At 64.1% G+C, this 6,000-nt stretch carries 5 protein-coding genes; all 5 read right to left on the reverse strand.

Going from position 1 to position 6,000, the window contains the following annotated elements:
* Positions 1–182: 182 nt before the first annotated feature.
* A complete protein-coding gene (gene ubiE / locus ABWO90_RS21625; RefSeq protein WP_353193280.1) occupies positions 183–917 on the reverse strand; it encodes a bifunctional demethylmenaquinone methyltransferase/2-methoxy-6-polyprenyl-1,4-benzoquinol methylase UbiE in 735 nt (244 codons plus the stop codon).
* A 61-nt stretch (positions 918–978) separates the two neighbouring features.
* Entirely contained in the window at positions 979–1,392 is a 414-nt protein-coding gene (locus ABWO90_RS21630; RefSeq protein WP_353193281.1) for a gamma-butyrobetaine hydroxylase family protein, read from the reverse strand.
* A gap of 52 nt (positions 1,393–1,444) precedes the next feature.
* Positions 1,445–1,882, reverse strand: coding sequence for an HIT family protein (locus ABWO90_RS21635; RefSeq protein WP_353193282.1), 438 nt, complete (start codon positions 1,880–1,882; stop codon positions 1,445–1,447).
* Positions 1,883–1,926: 44 nt separating this feature from the next.
* On the reverse strand, positions 1,927–3,615 hold the full coding sequence (locus tag ABWO90_RS21640; RefSeq protein WP_353193283.1) for a Na+/H+ antiporter: 1,689 nt from the start codon (positions 3,613–3,615) through the stop codon (positions 1,927–1,929).
* Positions 3,616–3,667: 52 nt separating this feature from the next.
* The coding region (locus ABWO90_RS21645; RefSeq protein ID WP_353193284.1) for a DUF3400 domain-containing protein at positions 3,668–6,000 on the reverse strand (2,333 nt) is incomplete at its 5' end.

Raw genomic sequence — 6,000 nt, forward strand, 5'->3', positions numbered from 1 at the left:
CCCGATTGGTTCAGCCTGAATTTCATGTGCTGAAACCAGATAAGGCGTCAGGTGATCCTGCCACGACAAAATTAGTCTTCACTTAGCACAACGCCCCGGCGCGGTAATTTCTCCGCAATCCGGGGCGTCGGTGTGTGTTGCCGGGCGCATCAGGTAAGTGAGCGCTTATCTGAAAAAGCGCTTCAGAACTTGCGTCCGATGTGCAGGGCGACCACGCCGCCCGTCATGTTGTGGTACTCCACGCGCTCGAGACCGGCGTCTTCCATCATCGTCTTGAGTGTTTCCTGATCCGGGTGCATGCGAATCGACTCGGCCAGATAGCGGTAGCTGTCGGCGTCGCCCGCGATGCGCGAACCGAGCCACGGCAGCACCTTGAACGAATACGTGTCGTAAACCTTCTCCAGCGGCTGCCAGACCTTCGAGAACTCCAGCACCATGACCTTGCCGCCCGGCTTGATCACACGGCGCATTTCCGCCAATGCGGCGTCCTTGTGGGTCATGTTGCGCAGGCCGAACGCCACGGTCACCACGTCGAAATAGTTCGACGGGAACGGCAGCTTCTCCGCGTCGCACAGCAGCGACGGCGTGATGATGCCCGCGTCGAGCAGACGGTCACGGCCCACGCGCAGCATCGATTCGTTGATGTCGGTGAGCCAGACTTCGCCGGTCGGGCCGGCCGCGCGCGCGAACGCCTTCGAGAGGTCACCCGTGCCGCCCGCGATGTCGAGCACCTTGAAGCCGGGGCGCACGGCGGCGCGGCCGATCGTGAAGGCCTTCCAGATCCGGTGCAGGCCGCCCGACATCAGGTCGTTCATGATGTCGTACTTGCTCGCGACCGAATGAAACACTTCGGCGACCTTGCCGGCCTTGTCCTTCTCGTCGACGGTTTCGTAACCGAAGTGGGTCTGATCACCCATTACAAATCTCCCAAATCATGTGAGCGGGCGCACACTCGGGGGCGCACATCGCCGCAGGGCTTCAGTGGTGGTGGCAGCCGCCGGCGGCCGGCGACACCATCGGCGTGTCGCGATCGACACCCGCCGCAACGAGCTTGTCCAGATATTCCTGCCACAGGGCGTCCTGGCGCACACACAGCTCGTAGAGGTAATCCCACGAATAGATGCCGGTGTCGTGCCCGTCCGAAAACACCGGGCGCACCGCGTAGTTGCCGATCGGCTCGAGGCCTTTGAGTTCGACGTCACGCTTGCCGGTCTGCAGCGTCTCCTGCCCCGGCCCGTGACCGCGCACTTCCGCCGACGGCGAGAGTACGCGCAGGAATTCGAACGGCAGGCGGTAGTGTTTGCCGTCTTCGTAACCAAGTTCCAGCACCTTTGATGCGCGATGCAGCGTCAGGGAAACGGGAATCGGCGTGTCTTTCTCCAGCCCAGCCATGATCTTGCTCCAGAAGAATCGGTCGGCAGTATAGCCGCTCAGGCGAGAGCGGTCATGCCGGCCATGCGGGAACCCGGCTCAATTCTGCCACGATGGCCTCGCGCAGCGCGGGAAGCCGTGCCGCGCGCTCGGCGAGCACCGCGTCGGCGACCTCGCGCTGCGGCGCGCTCCAGACCGAGCCAGGGAAGTGCACATCGTCGCGATACCGGGGGATCACGTGCCAGTGCACGTGAGGCACCATATTGCCCAGACTCGCCACATTGACCTTGTGGGGCGACATGACCGTGCGCTGGGCCGTCTCGACGGCGAACACCGCGCGCATCACATGGTCGCGCGCCGCCTCGGGCAGGTCGCTCATCTCGGCCACGTGTTCGCGCCAGATCACCCGCGCGAAACCCGGATACCCGGCCTCTTTGGCCAATACCACGCGCAGCACGGGATCGCGCCACACGACTTCACCGCCGTCACCGGCGCAAAACGGACATTCCATGCGTTTCTCCCTTGCCCGGCATGCACCTGTCCCGGTGCTGCCCGTCAATGCTTCCTGCCTTTCGTGCGCTTGCCGGTGGCGGGGTCCACCGGCCCCAGCGCCAGTTCGGCGAAATCGATCTCGCTGAGCATCTCGCGCAGCGTCTCGTCGTTGATGCGGTGCGTGATCCGCAGACGCGAGAGCTCCACACGTTCGGCCTGCAACGCGGCAGCGCGCAAGCGCCGCTCGACTTCGACTTCGCGCACCGCGCGCTCACGCATCTCGTCCGTGGCGGTCGCCGCGTTCAGCGTGCGCCGATAGCGTCCCATGACCCGCGCCGCCGCTTCGGCACACACGGCCGTATCCAGCTCGTCGCCCGACTTGGCGATCACCTTCTGCAACGATTCGATGGCACGGATCGCCGCCTCCGACGCCGCCAGCCGGGCCTCGCCCATCTCGCGATTGCGCGGATCCTCGACCGGCCAGCGCACACCGCGCAGCAAAATCGGCAGTCCGATGCTCCCGCCGATGAGCGACAGCAGAATCACGCCGGCCGCCAGAAAGATCAACAGGTCGCGTCCCGGAAACGGCGCACCGCCCGGCAGGGCGAGCGGCACCGACAGCGCACCGGCGAGCGTCACGGCGCCGCGCACGCCCGAGAGCGCGGTTACCCCCGTGAAGCGCATGCCTGGCTTCATCGTGATCTCGCCGCGACGCATGCCGAGGAAGTACATCACGCGCCAGGCCACCCACACCCAGCAGAACCGCAGCACGATCAGCACGGCCGAAATCGCGCCGACGTAGAACATCAGTTCGCCGAGATTGGTCAGCACACCCCACAGATGCTGGTTCGGACGCAGCGCCGCTCGCACGATGTCGGGCAGTTGCAGGCCGAGCAGCACGAAGACGGCGCCATTGAAGACGAATTCGAGCATCGACCACACGCCGTTGCCGAGAATGCGCGTGGCCGTGCGGCTGTTGAGCAGATCGGTGGAATTGACCGTCATGCCTGCCGCGACCGCCGCGAGAATGCCCGAGAAGCCGAAGTGTTCCGCCAGCAGATAGGCGGTGAACGGCATGAGCAGTAGCAACAGCACGACCGTCGCGGGCTCTTCGTTGGACGCATCGAGCACGCGCCGATGGAATTGCGTGAAGAGCCACGTCACCGCCCAGCCGGCGAGCAGGCCGCCGATCGCAATGACGAAGAAAGAGAACGTGGCGCTGCCGACCGAGAAGAGTCCGGTGGTGGCGGCCACAATGGCGAACTTGAACGCGACCAGGCCCGACGCATCGTTCATCATCGCTTCGCCCTCGAGCACGTGCATGAGGCGCGTGGGCATGCGCAGGCGGCCGGTGAGTGCAGAGACGGCGACGGCGTCGGTCGGCGAGAGCACGCCGCCGAGCGCGAATGCCACGGCGAGCGGAATCGACGGGATCATCCAGTGGATGAAGTAGCCCACGCCGAGCACCGTGAAGATCACGAGGCCGAGCGCCATCGCGACGATCGGCACGCGCAGGTGCCAGAACTCGCGCTTGGGCATGCGCCAGCCGTCGGCGAACAGCAATGGCGGGATGAACAGCAGGAAGAAGATCTCGGGGTCGAGATCGATGTGGACGCCCGCGCCCGGATAAGCGAGCGCGGCGCCCACGGCGATCTGCACGAGCGGTACGGGCAGGAATCGGACGAAGCTGACCAGCACACCGGTCAGCGCCACCACGAACAGCAGGATCAGTGCTGTGTAGACTACCTCCATGCCACCTCCGTGGTCCGTCGGTCAGGCATCGGCCGCGTCCCGCAGCGGTGCATCACACCAGCACGCGTTCGATGCCGCCGTTATTCGCATCCTTGACGTAGTCCACCATCCACTCCTCGCCCAGCACGTGCTTGGCGATTTCCACGACGATGTAGTCGGCCGTGACATTGGCGTCCTCGTTGTAACGCGACAGGCCTTGCAGGCACGACGGGCAGCTCGTGAGAATCTTCACGTCCTCGACCTTGCCGTCGGCACGCAGCTTCGCCGCGCCCTTGCGCATCTCCTCTTCCTTGCGGAAGCGGATCTGCGTCGAGATATCGGGGCGCGTGACCGCCAGCGTACCCGATTCGCCGCAGCAGCGATCGTTCTTCTCGATCTTGTACCCGTCGTTCTCGCTGCCCATCAACTGGTTCACGAGCTTGACCGGGTCCATCGTCTTGATCGGCGTGTGGCACGGATCGTGATACATGTAGCGCGTGCCGCCCACGCCGTCGAGCTTCACGCCCTTCTCGAGCAGGTACTCGTGGATGTCGACGATGCGGCAGCCCGGGAAGATCTTCTCGAATTCATAGCCGGCGAGCTGATCGTAGCAAGTCCCGCACGACACGACCACGGTCTTGATATCGAGATAGTTCAGCGTGTTCGCCATGCGGTGGAACAACACGCGGTTGTCCGTCACGATCTTCTCGGCCTTCTCGCCCTGCCCCGAGCCGCGTTGCGGATAGCCGCAGCACAGATAACCCGGGGGCAGCACCGTCTGCACCCCCACATGCCAGAGCATGGCCTGCGTGGCGAGCCCGACCTGCGAGAACAGGCGCTCCGAGCCGCAGCCCGGGAAGTAGAACACCGCTTCCGAATCCACCGTGGTGGCCTTCGGGTCGCGAATGATCGGCACGACCTTGTTGTCTTCGATGTCGAGCAACGCGCGCGCCGTCTTCTTCGGCAGGTTGCCCGGCATCTTCTTGTTCACGAAGTGAATCACTTCCTCGCGCAGCGGCGGCTTGCCCACCGTGGCGGGCGGATGCGCCGTCTGCTTCTTCGCGATCTTCTTGAAGATATCGGCACCCAGACGCTGCGCCTTGTAGCCCCAGTCGATCATCACCTTGCGGGTGATGTTGATCGTCTCCGGATTGGTCGCATTCAGGAAGAACATGCCGGCAGCCGAGCCCGGATTGAACTTCTTCTTGCCCATCTTGCGCAGCAGGTTGCGCATGTTCATCGTCACGTCGCCGAAGTCGATCTTCACCGGGCACGGCGTCACGCACTTGTGGCAGACCGTGCAGTGATCGGCCACGTCGTTGAACTCGTCCCAGTGCTTGATCGATACGCCCCGGCGCGTCTGCTCTTCGTAGAGGAACGCTTCGATGAGCAGCGACGTCGCGAGAATCTTGTTGCGCGGGCTGTACAGCAGGTTCGCGCGCGGCACGTGCGTGGCGCACACCGGCTTGCACTTGCCGCAGCGCAGGCAGTCCTTCACGCTGTCGGCGATCGCACCGATGTCCGACTGCTGCATGATGATCGACTCGTAGCCCATCAGCCCGAAGCTGGGCGTATAGGCGTTGCGCAGATCCGCAGGCAGATCCGGCATGTCGAGCAGCTTGCCCTTGTTGAAGCGGCCCTCCGGGTCCACGCGTTGCTTGTACGCGCGGAACTCGCCGATCTCAGCTTCCGTGAGGAATTCCAGCTTCGTGATGCCGATGCCGTGCTCACCCGAGATCACGCCGTCGAGCGAGCGTGCAATGTCCATGATGCGGGCCACAGCCTTGTGCGCATCCTGGAGCATCTCGTAGTTGTCCGAGTTCACCGGGATATTCGTGTGCACGTTGCCGTCGCCGGCGTGCATGTGCAGCGCCACGAACACACGGCCGTGCAGCACGCGCTTGTGAATCGCCTGCGCTTCGTCGAGGATCGGCTTGAACTCGCCGCCCGCGAAGATCTGACGCAGCTCGGCGCGAATCTCCTGCTTCCACGACACGCGTACCGTGCGGTCTTGCAGCAGGTCGATCAACCGGGTCTCCGGCTGCTTCGTCAGACGGTCGTTCAGCGCCACATTGATGTCGCGAATGCCATGACGGTTGAGCAGCGGAATCGCCTCGGCGAGCGGCATTTCGAAGTGATCGCGCAGGAACACCCAGCGGTCGCGCACCTCGCGCAGCAGCGTGAGTGCCGTCTGCACGCGGTCTTCGAGCAGCTCGGCCGACGGAATCTCGTTCGCGTCGTCCGTCTTGCCCAGCGGCAGGTTGCCGGCTTCGAAGAACGTTTCGAGCGCGTCGACCAGTTGCAGCTTGTTCTTGAGCGAAAGCTCGATGTTGATGCGCTCGATGTGATCCGTGTACTCGCCCATGCGCGGCAGCGGGATCACCACGTCTTCGTTGATCTTGAAGG

Origin of the sequence: Pandoraea pnomenusa, assembly GCF_040391475.1 — a bacterium.
Taxonomy (GTDB): domain Bacteria; phylum Pseudomonadota; class Gammaproteobacteria; order Burkholderiales; family Burkholderiaceae; genus Pandoraea; species Pandoraea pnomenusa_C.